The following is a 24558-nucleotide window of genomic DNA, read 5'->3' as shown; positions in this document are numbered from 1 at the left end:
CCGCTCGTGGGAAAGGTCCACCCGCCGCCGTCGACATCGATCACCGTGCCGCGCCGGCGCGGCCGCTGGCTGACCGTCTGGGTGCCCAGTGTCCTCGGTGGCGTCTTCGGGATCAGCAGCTTCCTGGTGCTCGGCGTCAGCTCCCTGATCGGCGGTGCCGGGCTCCTCGCCCCGCTGCTGGCGGGCGCGGGGGTCGGGGTCGTCGTCGGCGGCGGCCTGGGCATCCTGCTTCGGAACCGGGGCCCGGCACCGGTGCGTCTCAGCGCCGGCCGCGCGGAGATGCCCGTCGGCACCCGCCCGGTGCTCGAGCGCATGGTGAGGTCCACGAAGCGGGAGCGTCGCCGCCTCGCCCGGATGCGGCGGAGGCGGCCCGGTCCCCTCGTCAAACCGGTGCTCAAGCGCGCCGAGGCGCTCCTGCAGAGGATCGATGCCCTGGCGGGCTCACCCTCGCTGCAGTCGCGCCGCGCCTCGGACGAGGACGTGATGATGCTGGAGGGGATGGCCTCTCGCTACGTCCCCGACCTCGTGCAGGCGCTGGAGGACACCGCCGGCTTCCTCGCGAGCCCCACGGACGAGGCCAGGCAGCAGGCGGCCGCGAACGTGCGCAGCATCGACGAGCAGCTGGCGGCGCTCGACCGGGAGGTCGATCGCCTCGAGAGCGACGTCATCGATCGCCTCGCCCGGAACCTCGACGTCCACTCCGAGTTCCTGCGGCACCGCCTCCCCGATCAGCGGACCGACCCCCTCACCGGCCGCTGACCTGCGCCGCCGCTTCCGTATCCATCTCGACCGACCGGGTCAGCACTGCGTCGAGATGATCGGCCAGGGCCTTCAGCGCCGCATCGTGGTGATGGCGCCGGACCTTCTCGAGGATCTCGCCGTGCTCCTCGTACGCCTCCCGGGCATCGAGCTGCATGGGCCCGCCCTCCCAGGTCTGACGCATGCGGTGGGTGTGCGTGCGCAGGCTCTCGAACATGTGGGCCAGGTACCGGTTGTTCGCATGCTTGTAGAGGGTCTGGTGGAAGCCCCAGTCGGCCTGGAAGTGCTCGCGCACCAGTTCGTAGTCGACCTCGTCGGCCGCATCGATGCGGGCCATCACCTCGGCGTGGCGGGCCTGCGCCGCCTCGAGATCGGCCACCAGCGCGTCCCAGTCCTCGAAGGCGCGGTCCAGGACCGCCAGCTCGATGGTCTTGCGGGCCTCGAGCAACTCCGTGATCTGCTCCGTATCCAGCATCGGTGCCACCACGTAGCCGCGCAGCGCGACGTACTCGACCAGGCCCGATCGCTCGAGGGAGACCATCGCCTCGCGCACCGGGGTCGGAGAGACGTCGAGGTCACGGGCGAGACCGTCGATGCTGAGCCGGGAACCGGGGGCCCAGCGCGATTCGAGCAGACGCTGCAGCATCAGCTCCTCGACCTCGTCGCGCAGCACCTGTCGTCTGATGGCCATGTCGTCAGTCCCTTCGTGCGCCGAGGGGGAGGCAGGACCAGCACACCCTTGCGCTACGGCGATCCGTTTTCCCATAGGATACCCAGGTCGCGAGGGCGGACGGACCGCGCCGCAGGAAGGTGCCATGACCCAGTCGCCCGAGCACAGCCCCGATGCCACTGGTGACTGGGAGGACGAGCAGATCCGACGGCTCGTGGCCGAGTGGTCCTGGGCGTCCCTGCTGCCCGCGACGTCCCATCCGGTCTGGGTTCATGCGCCGGGCCTGGATCCCGGCGTCGCCCGCGACGCCCTGGGCCGGATCGCACGGGCGAACGCGGAGGTCGACCCGGATTCTCGGCCCGAGATCGGCCTGCTGACGGGACTGCTGAGCGCCCGGCGCCGTCGCGAGCATCGCGATCGGGTCGAGCAGTGGCTGGCGCCGTACACGCGCGCCTGCGAGCGCGACCGGCACCTGGTCAGGCCACTGCACGAGGGGGCGGACCTCGCCGCCGCCTCCGTCGTGCTGCGGCTGGATCCGGCCGCCGAGCGGACCGTCCACGACCTGCTGTGGCGGATGGGCCACCACGACGACGAGGATCAGGCGCGCAGCGACTGGCTGGACCTGGTGGTCGCCTACGAGGAGAAATACCCGCAGGAGACCTTCGACGGGCCCGCCTGAGTCGGATCCAGCCCGGTCCAGTCCTGTCTAGCCCTCCAGCGCCACCGGCTGCCCCGTCCGCACCGATTCCTGGGCAGCGGCGACGACCTTCACGGTCCGCAGCCCCACGTCGCCCGAGGGCTCGACGGCCTCTCCTGCGCGGACGGCGTCGAGGAATGCCGTCAGCAGCAGCGCGTCGGGGTCGCTGCCGTAGGGCAGCCACTGGCCGTGCCCGCCGACATGCTGGGCGAAGGCGTCGACCTGGAGCTGCCCGCCGGTGCCGACGGCCTGCACGCGCAGCCCGCCCCAGGTGGGGGCGTCCGGCGGCTGCGACCAGGAGCAGTCGATGGTCGCGACCAGTCCGCTGGCGTAGGTGAGCGTGACCAGTCCGCCGGTCTCGGCGCCCTCCCCCGCACGATCGGCGTACAGGATCCGGTTGGCGACGGCGTGCACGGTGGCGGGCGGGCCGAAGACGGAGTCGAGGATCTCGGCGATGTGCACGGTGTGGTCGACCATGGCGCCGCCGCCGGCGAGCTCGACGTCGGTGAACCATGCCCGCGAATCGGGCAGCATCCCGTTGTTGGTGCCGGTGATGCCGATGACCTCCCCGAGCGCCCCCTCGCTGATCGCGGTGCGCAGCGACTGGACGGCGGGGGCGAAGTGGACGGGGAAGGCGGTCATCAGCACCACGCCGGCCTCGCGGCAGGCGGCGACCATGGCCTCGGCGTCGGCGACGTTCGTGGCCAGCGGCTTCTCGCACAGCACGTGCACGCCTCGGCGCGCGGCTTCCAGCACCAGGTCCTTGTGGTGCGCGTTGGCGCTGGTGACGACGATGGCGTCGGGCCCCTCGGGCCAGGCCTCCCAGGCCGCGGCGTACGAGTGGACGATGTGCTGGGCGGGCACGTCGCCGTAGTCGTCCGGATCGGCGACCACGAGATCCACCTCGGGCAGTGCCTCGAGCCGGCTCGCGTAGGAGACGGCGTGGGTGTGCGCGCAGCTCATCAGCGCGATCTTCAGCGGGGTGGTGGCGGTCAGCATGTGACGCTCCCTCCGGTGCGCAGGGATTCGAGGGCGGCGGAGGAGACCTCGACGGCGTAGGCGCCGTCGGCCGCGGAGACCCGGGAGGGGCCGCCGTCGCGGATCGCGGCGGCGAACTCGAGGATCTCCTCGACGTAGGGGCTCGGCCCTGCCGCCACATCGGGGAGGTATCCGTCACCGCTCCTCTGGCGCGCAGAGGCGACCTCGTCGAAGATGACCGGGGAATCGCCCGCGGAGTCGTACTGGAGCTTGCTCACGTCCCCGGCCAGGTCGAAGGTGTAGCGGAACTGCGTCCCCGGTGGGCCCCACAGGCCGCGGCAGTGACTGATCGCCCCGGAGGTGTGGGTCAGAATCACGTGGGCGGTGCGCACGGTGTCGGTCTCCGTCGCCGTCGACTGCCGCGCGTAGACGGTGCCCACGGGGCCGGCCATCCAGATGGCCTGGTCGATGTCGTGGATCATCTGGTCCATGACGATCCCCCCGGAGCGGGACTCGTCGCCGAACCAGGGCTGGGTCGGGAAGGATCCGGTGCGCTCGAAGCGCAGCACGGCGAGACGGCCGACGGCGCCGGTGTCGATCGCGGCCTTGGCGGCGGCGTACTGCGGGAAGAACCGCACGACGTGGGCGGGCAGCAGCAGGCGGCCGACACGCTCGGCGTGCTCGAGGACCGAGCGGGCGTCCTCCGGGGTGAGGGTCAGCGGCTTCTCGCAGACCACGTCCTTGCCGGCGTCCAGCGCGCGGTGGACGATCTCGCCGTGGTCCGGGGTGGGCGTGCAGATGTCCACGGCATCGACGGCCGCGAGGATCGACTCCAGGCTCTCGTGGACCCTCGCGCCGAACTCCTCGGCGAAGGCCGGGGCCCCCTGCAGGCTGTAGCAGTGCAGCTCGGCGCCGGCCTCGATCCAGCCGGGGGCGTGGGCGCGGGAGATCCCGCCCGTACCGATGACGCCGACGCGCAGTGGCGCGGCGGGCGGGGACGTGGAGGTCATGGTCAACCTTTCCTGCCGGAGCGGGCGGGCCCGAGGACGGATATATGAAAGCCTATTTCAGAACGTCGGCTCGCGCCATCCCTGAGGAGAAGTGCCCATGGGCTAGCCTCGGGGGCACCGGCTCGCGCCCCTCCCGACCGCCGCGGGCGGAGGACTCCTCGATGACCCTGCACGCCACCGTCCACCTCCATCCTGCCCACGACGTCGGCCCCGTGCGCCGCCGCACCTTCGGCAGCTTCGTCGAACACATGGCGCGGTGCGTCTACACGGGCATCGTCGAGCCCGACCATCCCTCGGCCGACGCCGACGGCCTGCGCACCGACGTCCTCGAGCTCACCCGCGAGCTCGGCGTGAGCTCGGTGCGCTACCCCGGCGGGAACTTCGTCTCCGGCTACCGCTGGGAGGACGGGGTGGGCCCCGTCGAGCAGCGACCGTGGCGCCACGAGCGGGCCTGGCATTCGATGGAGCCCAACACCTTCGGCCTGGACGAGTTCATGACCTGGGCCGCGAAGGCGGGCGTCGAGCCGATGTACGCGGTCAACCTCGGCACCCGCGGGCCGCAGGAGGCCCTCGACGTGCTCGAGTACGCCAACGCCCCCGTCGGCAGCGCCCTGTCCGATCAGCGCGCGGCCCACGGGCACCCGGAGCCGTACGGCATCCGGATGTGGTGCCTGGGCAACGAGATGGACGGCCCGTGGCAGCTCGGGCACAAGCCGGCCGACGTCTACGGGCGGATCGCGGCCGAGACGGCACGGGCGATGCGCCGCGAGGACCCGGACCTCGAGCTCGTGGCCTGCGGCTCCTCCCACTCCTCGATGCCGACGTTCGGTGCGTGGGAGCAGGCGGTGCTGGAGGCGGGCTACGACGCGATCGACATGCTCTCGGCGCACGTCTACTACCGCGAGGAGGACGGCGACCAGGCCTCCTACCTGGCGGCGGCCGAGGACATGGACGCCTACATCGACGCCGTCGTCGCCACCTGCGACCACGTGCGGGCGCTGGGCCGGCACGGCAAGCGCATCATGATCAGCTTCGACGAGTGGAACGTGACCAGCAACGGCCACGGCGACCCGGGCGCCGAACCCAGTGGCGACGACTGGCCCGTGGCGCCGCGGTTCGCGGAATCGACGTACACGGCGCAGGACGCCGTGGTGGTGGGCAACCTGCTGATCAGCCTGCTGCGGCACACCGACCGCGTCGCCTCCGCCTCGCAGGCCCAGCTGGTCAACGTGCTGGGGCCGATCCGCACCGAACCGGGCGGACGCGCCTGGCGCCAGAGCATCTTCCATCCCTTCGCCCTGACCTCCCGGCACGCGCGCGGGCAGGTGCTGCGCACCGCCCTCGACTCCCCGGCCTACGAGAACCGACGCTTCGGGGCGAGCTCCGTGCTCGATGCCGTGTGCACGTGGGACGAGGAGAGCGGCGAACTGGTCGTGTTCGCGGTCAACCGCTCGCTCGAGGAGTCGCTCGAGCTGACGGTGCCGCTGGATGCGTTCCGGGAATCGTTCGAGGTGGCCGAGGCCGTGATCGTGCACGAGGAGGACCCGTACGCGGTGAACACGGCCGATGATCCCGATCGCGTGATCCCGCGGCCCTTCGGCGGGGTGGGGGACGAGGACGGGGCCGTGCCCGCGGACGAGGACCTCTCCGCGCTCCTGCCCCCGATCAGCTGGGTCATGATCCGGATCCGGGCGCGGCGCGGGGCCTGAGCCGGCTTCTCTGCCCTGCCCGGCGCTCAGCCGGCGGCAGCGGGCTCGGCCTCGTCGTCGGCCTCGTCGGCCGTTTCCTCGTCCGTGAAGAACGTGGCGAAGAAGATCGCGACCAGCACCGCGAGGCCTGCCGGGACCAGCCAGATCGCCCGCCAGTCGTGCGTGCCGTCGGCCGCGAGGAAGGCGTCCACGATCACGCCGGAGATGAGCGTGCCGATCAGCAGGCCCACCCCGTAGGTGGCCAGCGAGATCAGCCCCTGGGCGGCGCTGCGCACGCGAGCGGGGGCGAAGCGGTCGGTGTAGATCTGCCCGGCGACGAAGAAGAAGTCGTAGCAGATGCCGTGCAGGACGAGGCCGATGATCACCATCCACAGCAGCGATCCGGCGTCGCCGAAGCCGAACAGCACGTACCGCAGCGCCCAGGCGAGCATGCCGATCAGCAGGGTCCACTTGATGCCGAGACGCTTCAGCATGAACGGCATGGCCAGCAGGAACAGGGCTTCGGAGAACTGGCCCAGGGATTGGTACGCGGCGGCCCGGGGCACCCCGATCTCGTTGAGGTAGAGGTTGGTGAAGGTGTAGTAGAAGCCCAGCGGGATGCAGATCAGCACCGAGGAGACGAAGAAGACCAGATAGGAGCGGGTCCGCAGCAGAGCCAGGGCGTCCAGCCCGAGCACGTCCCGGACGGTCGCCTTGCCCTGGTTCGGCTCCGGCGGGGTGTGCGGCAGCGTGAACGCGTAGAGGCCGAGCACGGCCGAGCCGATCGCCGCCATGTAGAAGGTGTTCTCGAGGCTCCCCGAGCCCTCCCAGCCCATCCAGCCGATGGCCAGGCCCGCGATGATCCAGCCGATCGTGCCGAACACGCGCACGGCGGGGAACTGCTGATCGGGCTTGGTCATGCGTCGGAACGAGATCGAGTTGACCAGGGCGAGGGTCGGCATGAACGACACCATCGCCAGCAGAGCGAAGAGGAAGAAGCCGTTGAAGTCGTCCTGCCGCCCGGCGAGGACGAGCATGACCGCGCTGAACAGGTGCAGCACGCCGAGGATGCGCTGGGCGGCGAAGAACCGGTCCGCGATGAGCCCCACCAGGAACGGGGCGATGATCGCGCCGAGGCTCTGGGTCATGGTCGCCAGGGAGATCTGGCCGCCGGAGGAGCCCAGCTCGGTGCCGAGGTAGGTGCCGAGCGTGACGAACCAGCTCCCCCAGACGAAGAACTCCAGGAACATCATCAGCGACAAGCGGAGACGGATGGCAGGCTCGAGCCTCATGGTCGACAGCACCTTTGTTGTGTGGCCGGGGTCACGGCATGTTAACCCGTCTCGCGCACCGCGGCCGCGATGTCGGCGGCCAGGGAGTCCGCCTCCTGCTCCTCGAGCTCGTGCACGGTGACGCGCAGATGCCGCGAGGGGGCGGCCGCCTGACCCAGGCGGAATTCGTCGCCCGTGCGCACCAGCCATCCCCGTCGCATGAGCCGCTCGGCCACGGCCCGCGCCGGCGCCCCGACGGGGACCCACAGGCTGATCCCGTCGCCGGGCTCGACAGATAGGCCGTGGCCCTTCAGCCGCGCCCGGAAATCGGCATTGCGCTCGGCATAGTGCTGGCCGGCCCGCTCGATCAGCGCACGGGAGCCGTCATCGCGCAGCACGGCGTGGGTGATGCGCTGCAGCAGGTGCGAGACCCACGTCGTGCCGGGGCTGAGCCGCATCGCCAGCCGCTCAGCCGTCTGCGGATCCGTCGCGGTCAGCGCCAGGCACATGTCCGGGCCGACGAACTTCGAGACCGAGCGCACCAGTGCCCAGCGCCGGTGCTCCGGCCCGATGATCGAGCGGAACGGGGACCGCGAGAGCATCGAGTAGTAGTCGTCCTCGATGACCAGCACGTACGGGTGGTCTGCGAGCACCTCGCGCAGCTGGCGGGCACGCGTCTCGCTGAGCGAGGCCCCCGTCGGGTTCTGGGCGCGCGGGGTGCACACCACGGCCCGCACCCCCTGCTCGAGGGCCGCCCGGAGACCGTCGGCCGTCATGCCCTCTGCATCGACCGGGACCGGCACGGCGCGGTAGCCGTTCACGCGCACGGTGTGGATGCTGGCCAGGAAGCATGGATCCTCCAGCGCGACCGCGTCATCGCGCATCAGGGCCTGGGCCAGCAGCCGCTCGACGGCGTCGACCGCGCCGCTGGTCAGCGTGAGGCGGAAGTCCCCACCCTCGGAGGGAACATCGGGCGCCATCCACCGCCGCGCCCACGACTCGAGCTCCGGGTCGATCACCGGTTCGCCGTAGAGCACCGGCCGGCCGCCGGCAGCCTGCAGGGCGGGGACGAGCTCCGGGATGAGTTCCGGGGCCGGGTTGCCGGTGCCGAGGTCGCGCAGGGCTCCGGCGTCGGCGTAGCCCTCCTGCGGGACGGCGCTGCTGCCGGCCACGCGGGTGCCGGCCCGGCCCTGCGCGACCACCGCCCCGGAGCGGGCGAGGCGGCGATAGGCGGCCACGGCCGTGTTGCGGTTGACCCCGAGCTGCTCGGCCAGGGAGCGCACCGGGGGCAGGGCATCGCCGGGGGTGAGTTCGCCGCGGTCGATCAGGGCGCGCACGCTGTCGGCGATCTCGGCGGCGGTGGCGCCGGTGATCGACGTCGATGCAGGTGTGGGCACGATCCGAGTGTACGACCCGCACCCTCTCCCACTTCGGCATACGCCGTGCTAGCTTTTGGCCTAGATCAAACGAAGGAGTGCACCATGACCACAACGGGCACAGGGCGCGTCAAGCGCGGGCTGGCCGAGATGTTCAAGGGCGGCGTCATCATGGACGTCGTCACGGCCGAGCAGGCGAAGATCGCCGACGACGCCGGCGCGGTCGCCGTGATGGCCCTCGAACGCGTCCCCGCGGACATCCGCGCCCAGGGCGGCGTGGCCCGGATGAGCGACCCCGACCTCATCGACCAGATCATCGGGACCGTCTCGATCCCGGTCATGGCCAAGGCCCGCATCGGCCACTTCGTCGAGGCGCAGGTCCTCCAGCAGCTGGGGGTGGACTACGTGGACGAGTCCGAGGTTCTCTCCCCCGCCGACTACGTCAACCACATCGACAAGCACGCCTTCACCGTGCCGTTCGTGTGCGGGGCGACCAAACTGGGCGAGGCGCTGCGCCGCATCACCGAGGGCGCCGCGATGATCCGCTCCAAGGGCGAGGCCGGCACCGGGGACGTCTCCGAGGCCACCAAGCACATCCGCACCATCACCGCGGAGATCAGCGCACTGCGCTCGAAGTCGAAGGACGAGCTGTACGTCGCCGCCAAGGAGCTGCAGGCCCCCTACGACCTGGTGGCCGAGGTCGCCGAGACCGGCACCCTGCCGGTGGTGATGTTCACCGCCGGCGGCGTCGCCACCCCGGCCGACGCCGCGATGATGATGCAGCTCGGGGCCGACGGGGTCTTCGTCGGCTCGGGCATCTTCAAGTCCGGCAACCCCGCCGAGCGGGCCGCCGCCATCGTCAAGGCCACCACCTTCCACGACGACCCCTCCGTGATCGCCGACGTCTCGCGCGGGCTGGGCGATGCAATGGTGGGGCTGAACGTGGCCGATGTGCCCGCCCCGCACCGTCTGGCCGACCGCGGCTGGTGAGCGGGTCGGCTGGATCAGCACCGCGCGTCGGCGTCCTGTCCCTGCAGGGCGACGTCCGCGAGCATGCGCAGGTCCTCACGCAGCTCGGCGCCGAGGTGACCCTGGTGCGCCGGGCCTCGGAGCTCGCCGCGGTCGACGGCCTGGTGCTGCCCGGCGGCGAGTCGACCGTGATCGACAAGCTCTCGCGATCCTTCGGCCTACAGGCGCCGCTGCGCGAGGCGATCGCGGCGGGGCTGCCGGTGCTGGGCACGTGCGCCGGTCTGATCCTGCTGGCTGATCGTCTCGCCGACGGGATAACCGGTCAGGAGACCTTCGGCGGGATCGACGCGACCGTGCGGCGCAACGCCTTCGGTGGCCAGGTGGAGTCCTTCGAGGCGGATCTCGACGTGGCGATCTTCGAGCCGCCGACGGTGCGGGCGGCCTTCATCCGCGCGCCCGTCATCGAGGAGGTCGGCTCATCGGCGACGGCACTGGCAGCCCTGCCCGACGGCCGCGTGGTCGCCGCCGAGCAGGGGAACCTGCTGGCGATGGCCTTCCACCCGGAGTCCACGGGCGAGACCCGCTTCCACCGGAGGTTCCTGGACCGGGTCAGCTCCCGCGTCTGAGCAGCGGGGCGATCTCCCGTGTCCACTCGGCGACCGCCGGCAGGTCGCGGAAATCCCCGGTGGGCGTGCGCATGGACGTCAGCAGCAGCCGCTCGTGGACCGGGAGCCTGTCCATGAGCACCCAGCCCGGGAAGTTCCGCACGGCGACCGGGGAGAAGTCGATCCGGTCCAGGAACGCATCGGTGGCCTTCTGCCGACCGCCCTTGGCGGGGTCCGAGGCGGAGCCGGAGCAGGAGAAGAACGCGAACGGACGCTCCAGCACGCTGGCGCGATGCTTCTGGACCCAGCTCACCGCGGGCTTGTCGATCGACTCGGCCCGCACGGGCGCGCCCAGCACCACCGCGTCGTAGGCTCCCGGGTCCGGGTCACGCGTGACGTCGACCAGGTCCGAGGGGATCTCGCGCTCGGTGAGGGTGGCCGCGACGGTCTCGGCCAGGGTCAGGGTGGCTCCGGAGTGGGTCGCGTAGGCGACCAGCACGCTCATGGCTTCAGTGTGCCAGCGTCCGTCGGGCCCCGCCAGAGGGTGGGCGCGAGGAACCCGGCGACGAACACGAGCGCGAGGATCGCGCCCCAGGTGATCGCGGCGCTGATCCCGCCGACCAGCAGGGGGAAGTTCACCAGGGAGATGGCCAGCACCGCGAGCAGTCCGAGCCCGCCCAGGATCGTCGCCGCGAGCATCGCGGCCGGCACCCCCTCCCCTCGGCGTCCCAGTGCGAAGCGGACCACGGCGATGCTGGTCAGGGCCATCATCAGGATGACTCCGACCGCACCGGCCCCCGAATACCACGTGTAGATCTCGACGACGGGATCGAGCTGCGCGAGCGCCGAGACGACCACGATCGCTGCGGTCACGATGCTCACCCAGAGCGAGGCCCTGGACGGTGCCCGGTGGCGGGCATGTGCCTGGCCGAGGGCCGTGGGCAGCACTCCGCGCCGGCCCAGCGTGAACAGGTATCGGGCGACGATGTTGTGGAATGCGAGCATGCAGGCGAACATGCTGGTGACGACCAGGGCCTGGACGATATGGCCGACGATCGGGGCCACCACGTCGCCGGCCAGTGCCACGATCACGCCGTCGGGATTCGCGGTGGCAGCCTCCACCGCGTGACCGGCGCCGAGCCCGGAGATCACCAGCCAGGCCGACACGGTGTACAGCACCCCGATGAGGATCACGGCGATGTACGTCGCCCGCGGCACGGTGCGCAGCGGATCCTTGGCCTCCTGCCGGAACACCGCAGTGGCCTCGAACCCGAAGAACCCGAGGAAGGCGAAGAGCAGACCCAGCCCCGGTGCGCCGCTCAGCGCTTCCGCCGGCGCGAACGGTGCCGCACTGACTCCCCCGCCGGAGATCAGCACACCGACGTCGATCGCGACCACGGTGAGGATCTCGAGCACCAGGACCACGCCGAGGACCTTGGCCGACAGGTCGATCTGCCGGTACCCCAGCAGCGCCACGACGAGGATCATCACCGCCGAGACCAGCCACCACGGCAGCTCGGCGCCGCTCCAGGCCTCGACCAGATTCCCGGCCTGCACGCCGAGGTAGCACGTCATCGAGACGGTCAGGAGGGCATAGGACAGCAGGGCGAGGGCGGCGGTCCCGAGGCCGGCCCGGTGACCCAGCCCACGGTCGACGTAGGCGTAGAACGCCCCGGCGTCCGGCACGTACGGAGTCATCCACGTGAACCCCGCCGCGAACAGCAGCAGGATGACTGTGGCCGCGAGGATCAGCAGCGGAGCCCCCACCGAGCCGGACTCGAGCAGGATGATCGGGAAGTTCGCGACCACCACCGTCACGGGGGCCGCCGCCGCGACCACCATCAGCACGATGCCCGCTACGCCGAGATTCCTCGTCAGATCCGTGGTCACGTCCGTCCTCTCCTCGCCTGCTCCGGGTGTTCAACCACGGCACGGTACGCGGTCCGGGCAGGCGTCGGTCAGGCGGTCCGCGTCGGCGTGGATGCAGGCACCGACACCCGACCACGGAAGGAGCGGGAGGCGAGGCAGCGAGAGGCACCCGGACACACAGAGCGGCCGGCCCCCGTTGTGGGGACCGGCCGCCGGCGATGGTGTGTCGATCCGTCAGGATCGACACGTGCGATCAGGCTTGGGGGACGACCAGACCGGAGGCATNCGTGCTCCCACATATCCAGCTGGAACAGCGGGATCGTCGCCACCGGCACCCCGTTCTGCTGATCGTAGAACTGCTCGATCACCAGATTGCCACCGGCCGGCTCGTAGGCCAGCACGGCCCAGCCCGAGCCCTGGATACCCAGCGCCGCCGCGGTGAAGTGCGAGCGGAACGCATCGAAGGAGCCGAAGTACTCATCGATCGCGGAGGCCAGCTCACCGGTGGGCTTGTCGCCACCTTCCGGGGAGAGGTTCTTCCAGAAGATCGAGTGGTTCGTGTGGCCACCGAGGTTGAACGCGAGGTCCTTGGAGAACTGGTTGACCGAGGTGAAGTCACCCGACTCCCGGGCCGCCGCCAGACGCTCCAGCGCCGTGTTCGCGCCCTTGACGTAGGTCGCGTGGTGCTTGGAGTGGTGCAGCTCCATGATCTGCCCCGAGATGGACGGCGCGAGAGCCCCGTAGTCGTAATCGAGATCCGGAAGCGTGTATTCCGCCATGATCAGTCCTTTCGATGAGGGATGCCTCGACCTTAGAACCTCGAGCGGGCTTGAGGTCAAGGCGTCTCACGTCGGCCCGGCGCTCAGCTCTCCGGGATGTCATCGAGCCGTCGCGGGCCGGAGCCGGTCGCGGCGAGGGCGTCATCCGGATTCAGCAGCGCACAGGCCCGCAGCGAGAGGCATCCGCAGCCGATGCAGCCGGTCAGCTCGTGCTCGAGGCGCTCGAGGCCGCGCCGGCGCTCCTCGAGTTGGCTCTTCCACCGGCGGGAGGCGCGCTGCCAGTCGGCGTGCGAGGGCGTGCGCTCCATGGGGACGTCACCGAAGGCCTCGTGCACCTCGGACAGCGGCATCCCCAGACGTTTGGCGACGGTGATCAGCGAGACCCGGCGCAGCATGTGGCGCGCATAGCGACGCTGGTTCCCGGCTGTGCGCACCGAGGCGATGAGGCCGAGATCCTCGTAGTAGCGCAGGGCGGAGACGGCGACCCCGGTGCGACGGCTCATCTCGCCGATGGTCAGCAGCTCGTCGGGTTCGTGCGCGTCCACGGGCACCTCCTCGTTCCGTGTCAGCCGGGTCGTCTCGTGGTGTGTCGGATCGTGTCCCCGTGTGTCCACGCGCGTCTCCCCCGCTTGACCTCAAGTGCACTTGAGATCTTACGGTGCGGGAAGCTTCGATCGGGAAGGACGCTCAGCGTGACCTATGTGATTGCACTGCCCTGTGTGGACGTGAAGGACCGCGCCTGCGTGGACGAATGCCCCGTGGACTGCATCTATGAGGGCGACCGGATGCTCTACATCCAGCCTGACGAGTGCGTCGACTGCGGCGCCTGCGAACCCGTCTGCCCCGTGGAGGCGATCTTCTACGAGGATGACACGCCGGACCAGTGGGCCGACTACTACAAGGCCAACGTCGAGTTCTTCGACGATCTCGGCTCCCCCGGCGGCGCGGCCAAGATGGGCGTGATCCACAAGGACCACCCCCTCGTGGAGGCGCTGCCGCCGCAGGAGAACCCGCTGGAGTAGATGTCGAGAACCGGCCATCGGTTCCGTCCCCCGGGTGAACGCGGCCACAATGGGCCGCACACCCGAGAGGACATCCACCATGGCCAAGTACCTGATGCTCAAGCACTACCGCGGGGCACCGGCCGCCGTGAACGACGTGCCCATGGACCAGTGGAGCCCCGACGAGGTCGACGCCCACGTGCAGTACATGGACGCTTTCGCCGACCGGCTGCGGGAGACCGGCGAGTACGTGGGCTCCGGGGCGCTGGCTCCGGAGGGAACCTTCGTCCGATATGGCGGGGAGGGGAAGCCGCCGGTGACCGACGGGCCCTTCGCCGAGACCAAGGACCTCGTCGCCGGGGGGATGGTCATCGACGTCGACAGCTACGAGCGGGCGCTCGAGCTGGCCGGTGAGCTCTCCGCCGCCCCCGGCAAGGGCGGCGAGCCGATCCACGAATGGCTCGAGCTGCGCCCGTTCCTCGGAGAGCAGGCACCGGGCGCCGAGTGAATCCACCCGCGCTGGACGAGGTCGCGCTCCGAGAGCTCGTGCCCGCCGTCCTGATCGCCCTCCGCCGCCGCGGCGCCGATTTCCCGGCGGCGGAGGACGCCGTGCAGGAGGCCCTGCTCGAAGCGCTCACCGCCTGGCCGCAGAGCCCGCCCCGGGACCCGAAGGCCTGGCTGGTCACGGTGGCGTGGCGGAAGTTCCTCGACGCCGCCCGCTCCGAGACGTCCCGACGGCGCCGGGAGCAGGCCGACGCCGAGGCCGCACCGTCGGGCCCGGTGGCGTCGGCCGATGAGACGCTGCAGCTGTACTTCCTGTGCGCGCACCCCTCGCTGAGCCCGTCCTCGGCGATCGCGCTGACGCTGCGCGCGGTGGGAGGTCTCACCACCAGGCAGATCGCCGCGGCGTACCTCGTGCCCGAGGCGACGATGGCGCAGCGCATCTCCCGTGCCAAGCGCACGATCGCGGGCTCGCGGCTGGATCGGCCCGGTGACGTCGCCACGGTACTGCGGGTGCTGTACCTGATCTTCACCGAGGGCTATTCGGGCGACGTGGACCTCGCAGCCGAGGCGATCCGGCTGGCCCGGCAGCTGCACACCGCAGTGGATCATCCGGAGGTCGCCGGGCTGCTCGCGCTCCTGCTGCTCCATCACGCACGACGCCCGGCCCGTTTCACCGCGACCGGCGCGCTGGTCCCCCTCGCCGCGCAGGATCGCACCCTGTGGGACACCGACGTGATCGCCGAGGGCGTCGGGATCCTGCAACGGGCCCTGGCCCGTGACCGGCTCGGACCGTTCCAGGCCGAGGCCGCGATCGCCGCCCTGCATGCCGACGCTCCGAGGGCGGAGGAGACCGATTGGCTGCAGATCCTTCAGTGGTACGACGAGCTGCTGCGGTTCTCCGACACCCCGATCATCCGCCTGAACCGGGCCGTCGCCCTCGGGGAGGCCGACGGGCCCCGCGCCGGGCTCGCGGCTCTCGCCGAGCTCGACCCGGCCCTGCCCAGATACGCCGCCGTCTCCGCGCACCTGCACGAACGCTGCGGGGACGTGGCCACGGCCGCGCGGCGGTACGTCGAGGCCGCGGCAGCGGCCACCAATGTCGCCGAGCGCGACCACCTCATCAAGCAGGCGGCCCGGCTGAACTCCCCTCCGGCCTGACGCGGCCTCAGCCCGCCTGCAGGATCAGCCGCACCAGCTTGCCGAGATCGGACATCGGGGCGTCGTCCCGCAGAGCGCTCTGCATGGTGCGCACGGTGCGCTCGCGCATCGCATGGCTGAGCACCAGGGCGACCATCGTCCGGGCCGCGAAGGCCGGCTCGACCCCTTCCTGGAGGAAGCCGCGCTCGTCCAGAGCCGCCAGGCACTGCTCCAGCACGTGCTCGTGCACCCGGCGCAGGCGCGCCACCCGGAACCGACCCGGATGGTCGGAGCTGATCACGTTGGCGTCCAGCGTCGCCAGCAGCTGGATCGGCGTGCACCCGGGGTGCCAGAACCTGGCCAGTCCCCGCAGCAGCGTGTCCGGATCGGCGCCGAGCTCGTCGATCTCGTCCAGGGCCTCCTGCGCGTGGGCCTCGAGGAGATCGATGACGGCGTCCAGCAGCGCTTCCTTCGACGCGAAATGGTGCAGCATCCCCGGGTGGGAGATGCCGACCCGCGCCGCGATGTCACGCAGGCTGGCCCCGTAGTACCCGTACTCGGCGAACATCTCCGCCGCGCCCTCGAGGGTCTTCTCGCGGCGCGAGGAGCGCTTCTCGCGGGTCGGTGGCGCCGCGGGGGCCTGCACAGTCGCCGTCGGCGCTGCGGCCGTATCAGCCGGGAGTGCCACACCCTCGGGCGGGACCACGGCCGCTGAGTCGACGCCCGCCATCAGACCACGCTCAGCGCCGGGACGTCGCTGCTCGGTGAGCAGTCGGGCAAGGGCTCGGGAGGGAGCAGGAAGCGCACGGGCTCCAGGACGGAGCGCAGTTGAGCCACGCCCGTCGTCTCGATGTGACGGGCCTCGGTGAGGTCGATCGTCACCTGGAGGGGGCCGAGAGCGCACGCCCGTCGGGCCAGCGGGAGGAGGGTCTGCTGGGTGTCTTCGGTGAGGCACCCGGTGACGAGGAGCCGGATCTCGCGGGCATCCACATCAGCACGAACGGTGACCGAGATTCTGTGGGTCATGGCGGGCCTTCTTGCGCATCACGAACGGCGCGGCCCCATGCTTGACCAGCGAGACCGACTTTACCAGCGGTCCATATCAGATCGAACCCAGCTGTGGCTCAGACCATCCTCAGGCGTCGAAGTGCGTGTTCGGCTCCGCCGGGTCGAGCTTGGTCACGAGTTCCGCGGCCAGCTCGCGCAGCTTGACGTTGCGATGGCTCGAGGCCGCCTTGAGGATCGCGACCGCCTCTTGCTGCGCGCACCGGTTCTGGGCCATGACGATGCCCACCGCCAGATCGATGACGGTTCGGGATTCCATGGCGGCGTGAAGATCCTTCTCGGTCTCCCGCAGTCGCGCCATCCGCACCGCCAGCCGCAGCGCGTTCGAGGCCTGGCGGACCTCGTGCTCGAGCAGCTCGACCTTCTCGGGACCGAAGTCGTTCGGCGTCGGGGAGTAGCTGTTCACGCCCGCGAATCCTTCTTCGCCGAGCTCGAACGGGATCCCCAGCACCGAACGGACACCCTCCTTCGAGGCGATGGCGTGATACTCGGGCCACCGGTTGTCGTCCCGCGTATCGCCGACGCGGATGATGGTGTGCTCGCGGATCGCCGTCAGGCAGGGCCCGTCGGCGAAGCTGGTCTGCGTCTCATCCAGCGCCTCCGCCTGGGGGCTGGAGGCGGCTGCTGTGGCCGCCCTCTTCTCGCGCAGGAGACTGACCGCGCACCACGCGGTCCCCTCGCCGTCCGAGAGTCGCTCGGCCAGGATGGACGTGAACTCCCGCAGGAAGCTGGTGATGTCTTCGCTGTCCAGCAGCAGATCCTGGACAGAATTCGCCGGAGCATCCGCGCCGTCGTCCCGCATGAACCGCCCGTCCCGTAGTAGGTCAGCCGACAGTCCGCCGACCGGTGACGACCGTGGCCGACCTCGCCACTCTACGCGCCGATATGTGGGCATGGGTGGGGCCCATGTCGACCAGCTGGTCGGTCACCTCCCGGTGGTCGCCAGCGCGATCCGGCCGGTCCCGGACACGTGCAGAGAGCACTCATCGGGAGTGATGAACAGGGCCTGGCCGCGGGTCGGGGCGGCGCTCTCGTGCCGGCCGCGCAGCTGCGGGGCGCCGTCCAGGACGAGGGCGATCCCTGGGCCGTTCAGCTCGGCGGAGACCTCGCCGTCGGCCGGTGCGCTCAGCACGCTGAGCTGGAAGTCGCGTTCGTCGGGACGGTAGATCGCCACGCCCTCGGCTGGCTGGTCCGCCGTGTGGACGGGTCCCGGGGTCTCCGCGAAGCGCGTGATGCGCTGGAGCTCGTCGACGTCGAGATGTTTTCCCGTCAGGCCCGCGCGCACGACGTTGTCGGAGGCGGCCATGACCTCGACGGCGAGGCCCCGCAGATAGGCGTGGACGTTGCCCGGCGGCAGGTAGACGGCCTGGTCCCGCTCGAGGGTGACGCGGTTCAGCAGCAGGGCGACCAGCAGCCCGGGATCACCGGGCCGGGCGGCGGCGATCTCGGCCAGGGTGGTGATCTCGGCGGCGAACTCCCCGTCCACGGCCGGCTCGGCGACCGCGGCCGTGACAGCGTCCAGCAGCGGCGCAGCGGCGGTGTCGTCGAGGAACTGCGCCATGACCTGCCGCAGGGCGGGCTCCGTCGGCCCTTCGAGCTGCGCGGCCAGCTGGGTCAGGATGCGCTGGGCATCCGGCCGGTGGGCGGCTCGCTCGCTCAGCTCGGTGAGCAGCCGCCGAGTGCGCTCGAGAGGCCGGAACCCCGCCAGCGCGTCGAAAGGATCCTCGAGGGCGAGCGCGATCTCGGGTTTGTGCCGGGGATCCTTGTAGGTGCGCACCGGGCTGTCGACGGGAACGCCCCGGGCGTTCTCCGCCTCGAACCCCTCCCGGGCCTGCTCAGCATCGGGGTGAACCTGAATGGACAGCGGCTCGCCGGCGGCCAGCAGCTTCATGAGGAACGGCAGCTCGTCACCGTCGCGGTCAGCACCCAGCGTGCGCTCCGGCTCGGCCGCGATCCAGGCATCGAGGTGCTCGTGACCGCCGGTACGGGAGGGGTCGAGGATGCGGCTGGGGCACAGCGGGTGCGCACCCAGCCACAGCTCTGCCTCCGGGTACCCGCTGGGAGCGCGTCCGAGGAACTCCGGGATGAGCGTGCGTGATCCCCAGGCATAGGGCCTGGGCTCGTTCGTGATCTCGACGAACATCAGCGCCGACGCATCTCGGTGCCGCGCACGGACGCCTTGACCGTCGCGTGCTCGCCCTCGCCGAGCGGACGGATCCGGTACCGGCCCACCTCGGCGGGGACGATGAAGGTCTCCGCGTAGTGCACGGTGAAGGGGTCGAAGGCCCCGTCGGGACTCTCGATGACCGCTTCGGTGCCCTGGACGAGGTTCAGCACGTTCACGGTGCCCTCGGTGTCGTGCTCGACGGGCGCGGTGAACCAGTGCCGGCGCACCTCGATGAACTCGAGTTCGTGCAGCCCGGTGCGCTCCTCGCGCCAGCCCTCCCCCTCGGCCACGGGCTCGACGGGGTTGACCAGCTGCTCGCGGGTCCACTCCGTGTCGCGGTCCCATTGGACGTTGGCCATGGCGTGGTCGAGGTGGATCGGGCGCGGGATGCCGTCCAGGCCCACCCGGCCCCAGTCCCACATCTTGAAGGTGAAGATGTACGGCGTCGCGGAGATCTCCAGCACCATCGATCCGGCGCCGGAGGCGTGCACGGTCCCGGCCGGGATCGCGAAGTGGTCGTGCGCCTGCGTCGGGAAGGTGTTGACGTACTCCTCCGCCTCGAAGGGCGCCTCCCCTGTCTCCGCGCGGCGCAGCGCGGCCTCCATCTCCCGGGGGTCGATGCCGGGCTTGAGCCCGAGGTAGACCTTCGCGTCCTCGTCGGCGTCGAGCATGTAGTAGCTCTCGTCCTGGGTGTAGGTCATGCCGAAGGTCTGCTTGATGTATTCCGTCAGCGGGTGGACCTGCAGCGACAGGTTCCCACCGCCGATGGTGTCCAGGAAGTCGAAGCGGATCGGGAACTCCGCGCCGAAACGGGCGAAGGTCTGTGGGCCGAGCAGCTCGCGCGGGTGGCTGATCACCACGTCAAGAGCGGGGATCTCGAGCACCTCGGAGCCGACGGACAGCAGCAGGCTGTTCTCCTCCGGGACGCAGTCGAAGCACCAGGCGTAGTTGGCGGCCTCAGGATCCAGACCGCAGACCTCCTTCATCCACTGACCGCCCCAGACGCCGGGATCGAAGAACGGCACCACCCGGAAGGGGCGCCGCGCGGCAGTCTCCAGGCCCACACGGAGGGCATCACCGGTGGTGAGCTTGACCTCATCGACGGAGGCATTGGCATCCAGCAGGAAATCCAGGTGATCGAACAGGCTCAGCTTGTGGCGGTCGGCCGTGCGCCATTCGACGAAGTAGCCGCGCTTGAACTTCCGCAGTGCGTCGTCCTCGCCGTTGCCCGCGCGCCAGTTGCCCCCGCCCCGGCGGAAGCGCTGCTGGATCTCCCAGCGCGCCAGATCGGCCAGCACCAGAGTTGCCGGCTCCAGCGGGACCAGCGCCGCGCCCCACCCGATCAGCACGTGCTGGCGGGGATCACCGACGACGCGATCGGCCAGCGCCTGCAGGCGAGCGGCGTCGTAGAACTCCTCGAGCCGGTGATGGGACATGATCCCGAAGACCCGGTCGTCGGTGAGGTCGCCCTCGATCTGGGCGGCGATGGTCTCGGGCGGCAGCGCCGCCTCCTCCTCCACGTCGATCACGACGGCCTCCGGCATCGCCTCATCGGCCGCGGCGATCAGGGCCGGAAGGTCGCTGCCGGGATAGGCGTCGATGACGATGGTGCCCCCGTGGGCATGCTCCGCCAGTGCGGTCCAGGCCGCGGATCCCCGCCACGCCTCGTGGTCACCGGGGACCTCGATCACGGGCTGCTTGTCATAGTTGCGCGCCGCGGCGCTGGCTGGGATCCGCATCGTGCTCCTGCTCATCTGCTTGGTATCGTTACCACAGCATGCCACACGCGCCGCGAACACGGAAGGATGGGCCGATGCCCCTCGACCCACAGACAGCGAGCACCGTCACCGCGGTGGACATCGGCGGGACGCACGTCTCCTCCGCCCTCGTCGCGCGGGGGCAGGAGGTCCGTCAGGAACGGCGCGACCCGCTGGACGCCGACGCTGCGGCCGAGGTCATCCTGGACCGCATCGCCGACTGCGCCCGCGAGCACAGCCGCCGCAGCGAGCGGGTCGCGCTCGCCATCCCGGGCCCCTTCGACTACGCGCGGGGCCACGGCGACTTCAAGGGCGTCGCGAAGTTCGCCCAGCTCAGCGGGGTGGACATGCGCGGCGGGCTCGCGGCGCGCTGGGACCGCGATCCCGCATCGGTGCGCTTCGTCAACGACGCCGAGGCCTTCGGTCTGGGTGAATGGGCGGCCGGCGCCGGCGCGCGCGTGGACCGATGTGTGGCCATCACGCTGGGGACGGGGATCGGCAGCGCCTTCGTCGACCGCGGACGCTGCCTCAGTTCGGGTCCCGAGGTCCCGCCCGACGGGAACCTGCACCTCGCCGAGGTCGACGGTTCCCCGGTGGAGGACCTCGTCTCCCGCCGCGCCCTGCGCCAGGCCTATCGCGAGCGCACCGGCCGACTCGCCGACGTCGCGGAGATCGCCGCGTGCGCCCGCACCGGCGACCGTGATGCCATCGCGACCCTCGAGACCGGGATGGACGCCCTTGGCCGCGCCCTGGCTCCCTGGCTGCAGCGTTTCGGGGCGGAGCGCCTGGTCATCGGCGGTTCCATGGCCGCCTCCGAGGATCTGCTGCTCCCGACGCTGCGCCGGAGGCTCGCCGCCTCCCTGGGGGGCGAGGAGCAGGTCCCGCACGTGGCGCGCGGCGTGCTGCCCACCGAGCAGGCGAGCATGATCGGCGCGGTCCTGGGCACGTCGGAGGCCTGATACCCGACGCATGCGGGTATCGCTACCACCGCGGCAACCCCGCTGGACGGGGCGCCTTCGACACCAAGGGGCCATCGTCCCGAGTTTGTCGGCGTCTACCTGCGGCATCGGCGCCAACCCCAGACAAGCCCCTTGCGCGCCGTCGCTGTTAACGTTACCTTCGTGCCGTCACTCCGGCGCGGTAGTCCTCTCCGTGCTGCCGATGTGCCCTGAGAGAGATAGGAGCCCCGGTGTCAGCGACGACTCGGATCACCACGCCGGTCAGCAGACGCACCGCACTGTCCGCCGCAGGAGCGGCCGGTGCCGTCGCCCTGCTGCCGGGATGCGCCCGCGGCACGCTCACCCGGGCCGCCCCCGGGCCCGACGTGACGCTCAGCAACGACAATCCCACCTGGGCGCCCGGCCTCACCGACGCCGGGGACCTGCTGCGCGAGCAGACCGGCCACGGCATCGCCGTGCGCGCCACTCCCGACGTGAGCAGCTACCAGCAGATCGTGCGGACCTCGGCCCGCACCGATTCGACCACCGGCCTGGTGAAGTGGTGGAACGGCTACCGGCTGCGCGACGTGGCCCGCAGCGGCATCTTCGCGGACCTCACGCAGATCTGGGACGAGGCGGAGGCCCAGCAGTGGGTCGACCCCGCGATGAGGGAGAGCTTCAGCGTCGACGGCACGCCCTACGCGGTCCCGCTGCACCAGTCCTACTACGCGATGTTCTACTCGCGGCCGGCGTTCGACAAGCTCGGCCTGCAGCCCCCGCAGACCTGGGACGACCTCCTCGGCGTGGCCGACGAGCTCAAGGCCGACGGCATCACCCCCATCGCCAGCGGCGGCACCAGCACCTGGGAGGCGATCATCTGGTTCCAGCAGCTGGTCAACGGCCTGGACCCGGACTTCTACACGGACCTCACCGAGGGCCGGGCCTCCTACCTCGACGACGTCGCCGTCGAGGCGATGGAGACCTGGGCCGAGCTGTACGACCGCGGCATCTTCTCCCCGCCGGACTTCTCGGTTCCCGAGGTCCCCGGCCGCTTCGAGGAGGCGACGGTGGGGATGAACCTCTACGGCACCTGGAACGCCAACACCTACGTCCAGGCCGGCCTCGGCGACGTCTTCGGACTGTTCATGGTCCCGCCCGTGGACCCGTCGGCCGCGCCGACCATCGTCACCGAGAGCGGGGCGCTGGCCGTCGCCGAGAACGCGCACAAGCGCGAGGAGGCGCTGGCGGTGCTCGGCTCCTGGCTGCGCACCGATGTCCAGCAGGTCTGGGTCGACTTCCTCAACGATCTCTCGGCGAACCTCGAGGCGCTGCCGCCCGTGCCCGCGGTCCAGGAGCTGGCCGCGACGGTCGCCGAGACCGCACCGCAGTTCGCCACCCGCTACTGGGAGGCGTCCCCGCCGGTGATGGTCGAGGGCAATGTGCAGGAGCTGGGCGCCTTCATGGCCTCGCCCAGTTCGCAGAACGCCACGGCGACGCTGGTGAAGATGCAGAAGCGCGCCGAGGACGAATGGAAGAAGTGGAACCTGTGATGACGACGTCGACCTCCGCCCGACCTGCCGCCCCCACCCGCACCCGGACCACCCGCGGTGTGCTCGCCCTGTTCCTCACCCCGGCCGTCGCCCTGGTGGCCGTCGTGCTGTTCACGCCCTTCGTGGTCACCGTCTACCGCAGCTTCTTCAGCGACAACGGCCTGCAGCGCAGCTGGGTGGGGCTGGAGAACTACGTGACGCTGGTGGGCGATCCGAACTTCGGCCGCTCCCTGGTCAACACGGGCATGTGGACCGTCGGCAGCCTGCTGCTGCCGGTGCTGCTGGGGCTGCTGATCGCGGTGGGCACCAACAACCTCGGCTGGGGGCGCATCGCCCGCTTCGCCGTCGTGCTGCCCTACGCCCTCTCCGGGGCGACCACCGCGATCCTGTGGAACTTCATGCTCGCCACCGACGGCGCGATCAACGACATGCTCGGCATGCTCGGGCTGACCGCCCTGCAGCAGGAATGGCTGCTGCAGTGGCCGATGAACACCATCGTCATGATCCTCGCCTCCACCTGGCAGGCGACCGGGGCGGCGATGATCCTGTTCCTGGTGGGTCTGCAGTCCATCCCGCCGGAGACCATCGAGGCCGGCCGGCTGGACGGGGCCACGGGCCCCCGCATGCTGGTCAGCATCATCCTCCCCCAGCTGAATCCCATCACCATCGTGGTGGTCGGGATGTCGCTGGTGGCCAGCCTCAAGACGTTCGACATCGTCTGGCTGCTGACCAAGGGCGGCCCCGGCACGGCCTCGGAGACCCTGGCGCTGACGATGTACCGCCAGACGTTCACGCTGAGCCGCTACGGCTACGGGGCCGCGGTCGCCGTGGTCCTGACGATCATCGTGCTCGCCGCCTCCTGGATCTACCTGCGCCGCCAGCTGCGGACGACCGCCTGAGGAAAGGACCCTCGAGATGATCCGACGTCTGCATGGCGCCCTGCTGATCCTGGTGGCGGTGATCTGGCTGATCCCCTCCTACCTGGTCGTGGTCAACGCCTTCACCGCCGCCGACGCCTACTCCGGGCCGAGCTGGTGGTTCGTGTCCTTCGACTTCCTGGCCAACCTGCGCGTGGCCTTCGAGACCGCCGCGATCGGGCAGGCGATGGTCAACAGCTTCCTGTACTCCGCGGGGGCCGGCGTCCTCTCGGTGCTCATCGCCGCGCTGGCCTCGTTCGCCGTGGTGGTGATGCCCGTGCGGCACCCCGCCATCTGGTTCTGGGCGATCTACGCCGGGACCCTGCTGCCGCTGCAGGTGTTCCTCTCGCCGCTGTTCAACGGGTACGCGGCCACGTCCCTGTACGACACCCAGTACGGGATGCTGCTGATCTACACGACCCTGGCGATCCCCTTCGCCTTCTTCGTGGTGCGCAACTACATGACCACCGCCCCGAAGGAGATGATGGAGGCCGCCCAGCTGGACGGGGCGAGCTGGATCGTGATGTTCCTGCGCATCCACCTACCCCTGGCCCGCGGCGCCCTGATCGCCGCGTTCCTGTTCCAGTTCCTGGCCACCTGGAACGACCTGCTGTTCGGGATCACCCTCTCGACCAGCCCCAACGTGCGACCGTTGATGGCGGCCCTGGCGGAGCTGAACGGTCAGTACGCCGGCCTCGGCCCGCCGGTCATCCTGGCGGCGGGCATCATCGCCTCGCTGCCGACGGTGATCCTGTTCCTGTCCTTCCAGCGGTTCTTCGTCGGCGCCCTGCGCCTGGCGCCCTGAGCACCGCTGGCCCCCGACCCACCGCACCTGACGACGATTGGTCCCC

The 24558-nt window shown here is 70.6% G+C and carries 25 protein-coding genes and 1 pseudogene; 12 read left to right on the top strand and 14 right to left on the bottom strand.

The window, feature by feature from the left end; translation table 11 throughout:
• The first annotated feature begins 6 nt into the window (after positions 1 to 6).
• Positions 7 to 759 carry a hypothetical protein gene (locus ACFQRJ_RS06065; protein ID WP_377018073.1) on the top strand — a complete coding sequence of 251 codons (753 nt, stop codon included), beginning with the start codon at positions 7 to 9 and terminating at the stop codon, positions 757 to 759.
• Here the strand turns inward: ACFQRJ_RS06065 and ACFQRJ_RS06060 are convergent.
• Positions 746 to 1450 carry a GntR family transcriptional regulator gene (locus ACFQRJ_RS06060; protein ID WP_377018072.1) on the bottom strand — a complete coding sequence of 235 codons (705 nt, stop codon included), beginning with the start codon at positions 1448 to 1450 and terminating at the stop codon, positions 746 to 748. The two genes, ACFQRJ_RS06065 and ACFQRJ_RS06060, sit on opposite strands and share 14 nt — an antisense overlap.
• Positions 1451 to 1574: 124 nt before the next feature.
• Here ACFQRJ_RS06060 and ACFQRJ_RS06055 point away from each other — a divergent pair, with 124 nt between their 5' ends.
• The gene (locus ACFQRJ_RS06055; RefSeq protein ID WP_377018071.1) at positions 1575 to 2108 is read left to right on the top strand and encodes a hypothetical protein; all 534 of its coding nucleotides are present in this window, start codon (positions 1575 to 1577) and stop codon (positions 2106 to 2108) included.
• A gap of 27 nt (positions 2109 to 2135) precedes the next feature.
• Here ACFQRJ_RS06055 and ACFQRJ_RS06050 read toward each other — a convergent pair whose 3' ends face one another.
• Both ACFQRJ_RS06050 and ACFQRJ_RS06045 read right to left on the bottom strand, forming a co-directional pair.
• A complete protein-coding gene (locus tag ACFQRJ_RS06050) occupies positions 2136 to 3125 on the bottom strand; it encodes a Gfo/Idh/MocA family protein (RefSeq protein ID WP_377018070.1) in 990 nt (329 codons plus the stop codon).
• Complete coding sequence (locus ACFQRJ_RS06045) at positions 3119 to 4114, bottom strand: Gfo/Idh/MocA family protein (protein WP_377018069.1); 996 nt, start codon at positions 4112 to 4114, stop codon at positions 3119 to 3121. The genes ACFQRJ_RS06050 and ACFQRJ_RS06045 overlap by 7 nt, the downstream gene beginning before the upstream one ends.
• Positions 4115 to 4275: 161 nt before the next feature.
• Between ACFQRJ_RS06045 and ACFQRJ_RS06040 the strand changes: the two genes are divergently transcribed.
• A complete protein-coding gene (locus ACFQRJ_RS06040) occupies positions 4276 to 5823 on the top strand; it encodes an alpha-N-arabinofuranosidase (protein ID WP_377018068.1) in 1548 nt (515 codons plus the stop codon).
• 26 nt (positions 5824 to 5849) lie between these two features.
• On the opposite strand, the gene ACFQRJ_RS06035 is transcribed toward ACFQRJ_RS06040, so the two are convergent.
• Complete coding sequence (locus tag ACFQRJ_RS06035) at positions 5850 to 7094, bottom strand: nucleoside permease (RefSeq protein ID WP_377018067.1); 1245 nt, start codon at positions 7092 to 7094, stop codon at positions 5850 to 5852.
• Between the two features lie 41 nt (positions 7095 to 7135).
• The gene (locus ACFQRJ_RS06030) at positions 7136 to 8470 is read right to left on the bottom strand and encodes an aminotransferase class I/II-fold pyridoxal phosphate-dependent enzyme (RefSeq protein WP_377018066.1); all 1335 of its coding nucleotides are present in this window, start codon (positions 8468 to 8470) and stop codon (positions 7136 to 7138) included.
• An 84-nt stretch (positions 8471 to 8554) separates the two neighbouring features.
• Here ACFQRJ_RS06030 and pdxS point away from each other — a divergent pair, with 84 nt between their 5' ends.
• Together pdxS and pdxT are read left to right on the top strand one after the other, a co-directional pair.
• A complete protein-coding gene (gene pdxS / locus ACFQRJ_RS06025) occupies positions 8555 to 9439 on the top strand; it encodes a pyridoxal 5'-phosphate synthase lyase subunit PdxS (RefSeq protein ID WP_377018065.1) in 885 nt (294 codons plus the stop codon).
• Entirely contained in the window at positions 9436 to 10044 is a 609-nt protein-coding gene (gene pdxT / locus ACFQRJ_RS06020; protein WP_377018064.1) for a pyridoxal 5'-phosphate synthase glutaminase subunit PdxT, read from the top strand. The genes pdxS and pdxT overlap by 4 nt, the downstream gene beginning before the upstream one ends.
• Here the strand turns inward: pdxT and ACFQRJ_RS06015 are convergent.
• From ACFQRJ_RS06015 to soxR, 4 genes and pseudogenes are all read right to left on the bottom strand, one after another.
• Positions 10028 to 10528 carry a flavodoxin domain-containing protein gene (locus ACFQRJ_RS06015; protein ID WP_377018063.1) on the bottom strand — a complete coding sequence of 167 codons (501 nt, stop codon included), beginning with the start codon at positions 10526 to 10528 and terminating at the stop codon, positions 10028 to 10030. The two genes, pdxT and ACFQRJ_RS06015, sit on opposite strands and share 17 nt — an antisense overlap.
• Positions 10525 to 11913 (bottom strand): APC family permease, encoded by a 1389-nt coding sequence (locus ACFQRJ_RS06010; RefSeq protein WP_377018062.1) that lies wholly within the window; start codon positions 11911 to 11913, stop codon positions 10525 to 10527. The genes ACFQRJ_RS06015 and ACFQRJ_RS06010 overlap by 4 nt, the downstream gene beginning before the upstream one ends.
• 266 nt (positions 11914 to 12179) lie before the next feature.
• Positions 12180 to 12671 (bottom strand): annotated as a pseudogene (locus ACFQRJ_RS06005) (superoxide dismutase); the annotation flags it as partial.
• Between the two features lie 83 nt (positions 12672 to 12754).
• On the bottom strand, positions 12755 to 13216 hold the full coding sequence (gene soxR, locus ACFQRJ_RS06000; RefSeq protein ID WP_377018061.1) for a redox-sensitive transcriptional activator SoxR: 462 nt from the start codon (positions 13214 to 13216) through the stop codon (positions 12755 to 12757).
• A gap of 147 nt (positions 13217 to 13363) precedes the next feature.
• On the opposite strand from soxR, the gene fdxA reads away from it, so the two are divergent.
• The 3 genes from fdxA (at position 13364) to ACFQRJ_RS05985 (ending at position 15334) form a co-directional block, all read left to right on the top strand.
• Positions 13364 to 13693 (top strand): ferredoxin, encoded by a 330-nt coding sequence (fdxA, locus tag ACFQRJ_RS05995; protein WP_377018060.1) that lies wholly within the window; start codon positions 13364 to 13366, stop codon positions 13691 to 13693.
• A gap of 79 nt (positions 13694 to 13772) precedes the next feature.
• On the top strand, positions 13773 to 14180 hold the full coding sequence (locus ACFQRJ_RS05990) for a YciI family protein (RefSeq protein ID WP_377018059.1): 408 nt from the start codon (positions 13773 to 13775) through the stop codon (positions 14178 to 14180).
• Between the two features lie 11 nt (positions 14181 to 14191).
• The gene (locus ACFQRJ_RS05985; protein ID WP_377018134.1) at positions 14192 to 15334 is read left to right on the top strand and encodes an RNA polymerase sigma factor; all 1143 of its coding nucleotides are present in this window, start codon (positions 14192 to 14194) and stop codon (positions 15332 to 15334) included.
• Between the two features lie 7 nt (positions 15335 to 15341).
• Here ACFQRJ_RS05985 and ACFQRJ_RS05980 read toward each other — a convergent pair whose 3' ends face one another.
• The 5 genes from ACFQRJ_RS05980 to ACFQRJ_RS05960 form a co-directional block, all read right to left on the bottom strand.
• Positions 15342 to 16043 (bottom strand): TetR/AcrR family transcriptional regulator, encoded by a 702-nt coding sequence (locus ACFQRJ_RS05980; protein ID WP_377018058.1) that lies wholly within the window; start codon positions 16041 to 16043, stop codon positions 15342 to 15344.
• Positions 16043 to 16339: a hypothetical protein gene (locus tag ACFQRJ_RS05975; RefSeq protein ID WP_377018057.1), complete on the bottom strand. Its 297-nt coding sequence runs from the start codon at positions 16337 to 16339 to the stop codon at positions 16043 to 16045. The genes ACFQRJ_RS05980 and ACFQRJ_RS05975 overlap by 1 nt, the downstream gene beginning before the upstream one ends.
• Positions 16340 to 16448: 109 nt before the next feature.
• Complete coding sequence (locus tag ACFQRJ_RS05970) at positions 16449 to 17180, bottom strand: GAF and ANTAR domain-containing protein (protein WP_377018056.1); 732 nt, start codon at positions 17178 to 17180, stop codon at positions 16449 to 16451.
• A gap of 123 nt (positions 17181 to 17303) precedes the next feature.
• Complete coding sequence (gene manA / locus ACFQRJ_RS05965) at positions 17304 to 18521, bottom strand: mannose-6-phosphate isomerase, class I (RefSeq protein ID WP_377018054.1); 1218 nt, start codon at positions 18519 to 18521, stop codon at positions 17304 to 17306.
• Complete coding sequence (locus ACFQRJ_RS05960; protein ID WP_377018053.1) at positions 18521 to 20284, bottom strand: class I mannose-6-phosphate isomerase; 1764 nt, start codon at positions 20282 to 20284, stop codon at positions 18521 to 18523. The genes manA and ACFQRJ_RS05960 overlap by 1 nt, the downstream gene beginning before the upstream one ends.
• A 74-nt stretch (positions 20285 to 20358) precedes the next feature.
• Between ACFQRJ_RS05960 and ACFQRJ_RS05955 the strand changes: the two genes are divergently transcribed.
• From ACFQRJ_RS05955 to ACFQRJ_RS05940, 4 genes are all read left to right on the top strand, one after another.
• Complete coding sequence (locus ACFQRJ_RS05955) at positions 20359 to 21261, top strand: ROK family protein (protein WP_377018052.1); 903 nt, start codon at positions 20359 to 20361, stop codon at positions 21259 to 21261.
• 230 nt (positions 21262 to 21491) lie between these two features.
• Positions 21492 to 22790: an ABC transporter substrate-binding protein gene (locus tag ACFQRJ_RS05950; protein ID WP_377018051.1), complete on the top strand. Its 1299-nt coding sequence runs from the start codon at positions 21492 to 21494 to the stop codon at positions 22788 to 22790.
• Positions 22790 to 23689, top strand: a complete 900-nt coding sequence (locus tag ACFQRJ_RS05945) for a carbohydrate ABC transporter permease (RefSeq protein WP_377018050.1) — start codon at positions 22790 to 22792, stop codon at positions 23687 to 23689. Before ACFQRJ_RS05950 ends, ACFQRJ_RS05945 begins: the two co-directional genes overlap by 1 nt.
• 16 nt (positions 23690 to 23705) lie before the next feature.
• Positions 23706 to 24512, top strand: coding sequence for a carbohydrate ABC transporter permease (locus tag ACFQRJ_RS05940; RefSeq protein WP_377018049.1), 807 nt, complete (start codon positions 23706 to 23708; stop codon positions 24510 to 24512).
• Positions 24513 to 24558 lie beyond the last annotated feature (46 nt).

The sequence above is a fragment of the Brachybacterium sp. GCM10030252 genome (assembly GCF_042666535.1).
In the GTDB taxonomy this organism is placed as follows: Bacteria; Actinomycetota; Actinomycetes; order Actinomycetales; family Dermabacteraceae; genus Brachybacterium.
The sequence above is the reverse complement of the archived record's forward strand: the minus strand, read 5'-3'. Positions and strand labels throughout refer to the sequence as shown.

Coding starts and splice junctions, on each gene's coding strand:
- ACFQRJ_RS06015 (WP_377018063.1), bottom strand. CDS start 10,528: ATGAGCGTGCTGGTCGCCTACGCGACCCACTCCGGAGCCACCCTGACC.
- ACFQRJ_RS06035 (WP_377018067.1), bottom strand. CDS start 7,094: ATGAGGCTCGAGCCTGCCATCCGTCTCCGCTTGTCGCTGATGATGTTC.
- pdxS (WP_377018065.1), top strand. CDS start 8,555: ATGACCACAACGGGCACAGGGCGCGTCAAGCGCGGGCTGGCCGAGATG.
- ACFQRJ_RS06045 (WP_377018069.1), bottom strand. CDS start 4,114: ATGACCTCCACGTCCCCGCCCGCCGCGCCACTGCGCGTCGGCGTCATC.
- ACFQRJ_RS05975 (WP_377018057.1), bottom strand. CDS start 16,339: ATGACCCACAGAATCTCGGTCACCGTTCGTGCTGATGTGGATGCCCGC.
- ACFQRJ_RS06040 (WP_377018068.1), top strand. CDS start 4,276: ATGACCCTGCACGCCACCGTCCACCTCCATCCTGCCCACGACGTCGGC.
- ACFQRJ_RS05945 (WP_377018050.1), top strand. CDS start 22,790: ATGACGACGTCGACCTCCGCCCGACCTGCCGCCCCCACCCGCACCCGG.
- ACFQRJ_RS05980 (WP_377018058.1), bottom strand. CDS start 16,043: ATGGCGGGCGTCGACTCAGCGGCCGTGGTCCCGCCCGAGGGTGTGGCA.
- ACFQRJ_RS05940 (WP_377018049.1), top strand. CDS start 23,706: ATGATCCGACGTCTGCATGGCGCCCTGCTGATCCTGGTGGCGGTGATC.
- ACFQRJ_RS05990 (WP_377018059.1), top strand. CDS start 13,773: ATGGCCAAGTACCTGATGCTCAAGCACTACCGCGGGGCACCGGCCGCC.
- manA (WP_377018054.1), bottom strand. CDS start 18,521: ATGTTCGTCGAGATCACGAACGAGCCCAGGCCCTATGCCTGGGGATCA.
- ACFQRJ_RS05955 (WP_377018052.1), top strand. CDS start 20,359: ATGCCCCTCGACCCACAGACAGCGAGCACCGTCACCGCGGTGGACATC.
- ACFQRJ_RS06055 (WP_377018071.1), top strand. CDS start 1,575: ATGACCCAGTCGCCCGAGCACAGCCCCGATGCCACTGGTGACTGGGAG.
- ACFQRJ_RS05970 (WP_377018056.1), bottom strand. CDS start 17,180: ATGCGGGACGACGGCGCGGATGCTCCGGCGAATTCTGTCCAGGATCTG.
- ACFQRJ_RS06060 (WP_377018072.1), bottom strand. CDS start 1,450: ATGGCCATCAGACGACAGGTGCTGCGCGACGAGGTCGAGGAGCTGATG.
- ACFQRJ_RS05960 (WP_377018053.1), bottom strand. CDS start 20,284: ATGCGGATCCCAGCCAGCGCCGCGGCGCGCAACTATGACAAGCAGCCC.
- ACFQRJ_RS06050 (WP_377018070.1), bottom strand. CDS start 3,125: ATGCTGACCGCCACCACCCCGCTGAAGATCGCGCTGATGAGCTGCGCG.